Origin of the sequence: Janthinobacterium violaceinigrum, assembly GCF_009208555.1 — a bacterium.
Classification (GTDB): Bacteria; Pseudomonadota; Gammaproteobacteria; order Burkholderiales; family Burkholderiaceae_D; genus Janthinobacterium; species Janthinobacterium violaceinigrum.
The window spans coordinates 1-441 of the sequence record NZ_WFLI01000117.1; the positions used below are offsets into that span (position 1 = coordinate 1).

1 pseudogene is annotated in these 441 nt (G+C 74.6%); it reads left to right on the plus strand.

The features are described 5' to 3' along the window. Positions 1-441: pseudogene (locus GCN75_RS28890) on the plus strand (AAA family ATPase); the annotation flags it as partial.

A 441-nucleotide genomic window follows, 5' to 3' on the forward strand; every position in this document is an offset into this window, starting at 1 on the left:
GCGCGTGCAGACGGCGCAAGCGGCGGCGACCGAAGCGCAACTGGCCGCCAGCGCGCAGCTTGCGGCGGCAGCCTTGCTGGCGCACGAAACGGCGCAACGCGATGCGGCGCCCCTGCTGGACCAGGCGAAGGCGCTCGACGCCAGTATCGGCGCCCACGTGCCCGCGCACCGCCAGGCCAGGGACGGGGCGCAGGCGGCCGACCAGGCCAACGACACGGCGCGCGGCGCACTGCAGGCATTGCAGCAGCGCCAGCACGCCATGCAGGCGGAGCAGGAAACGGGCCGCCTGTGGCTGGCATCGCACCAGCACTGGCAGGCGCTGGCCGCGTCGTGGCAATTGTCGGATCAGTTGTTCGCGCAGGCCGGCCAGGCCGCCGCGCAAGCCGATGCGGCCGATGCGGCGGTGGCGCAGGCGGCGCGTCGAGCAACTGGCCGACAGCC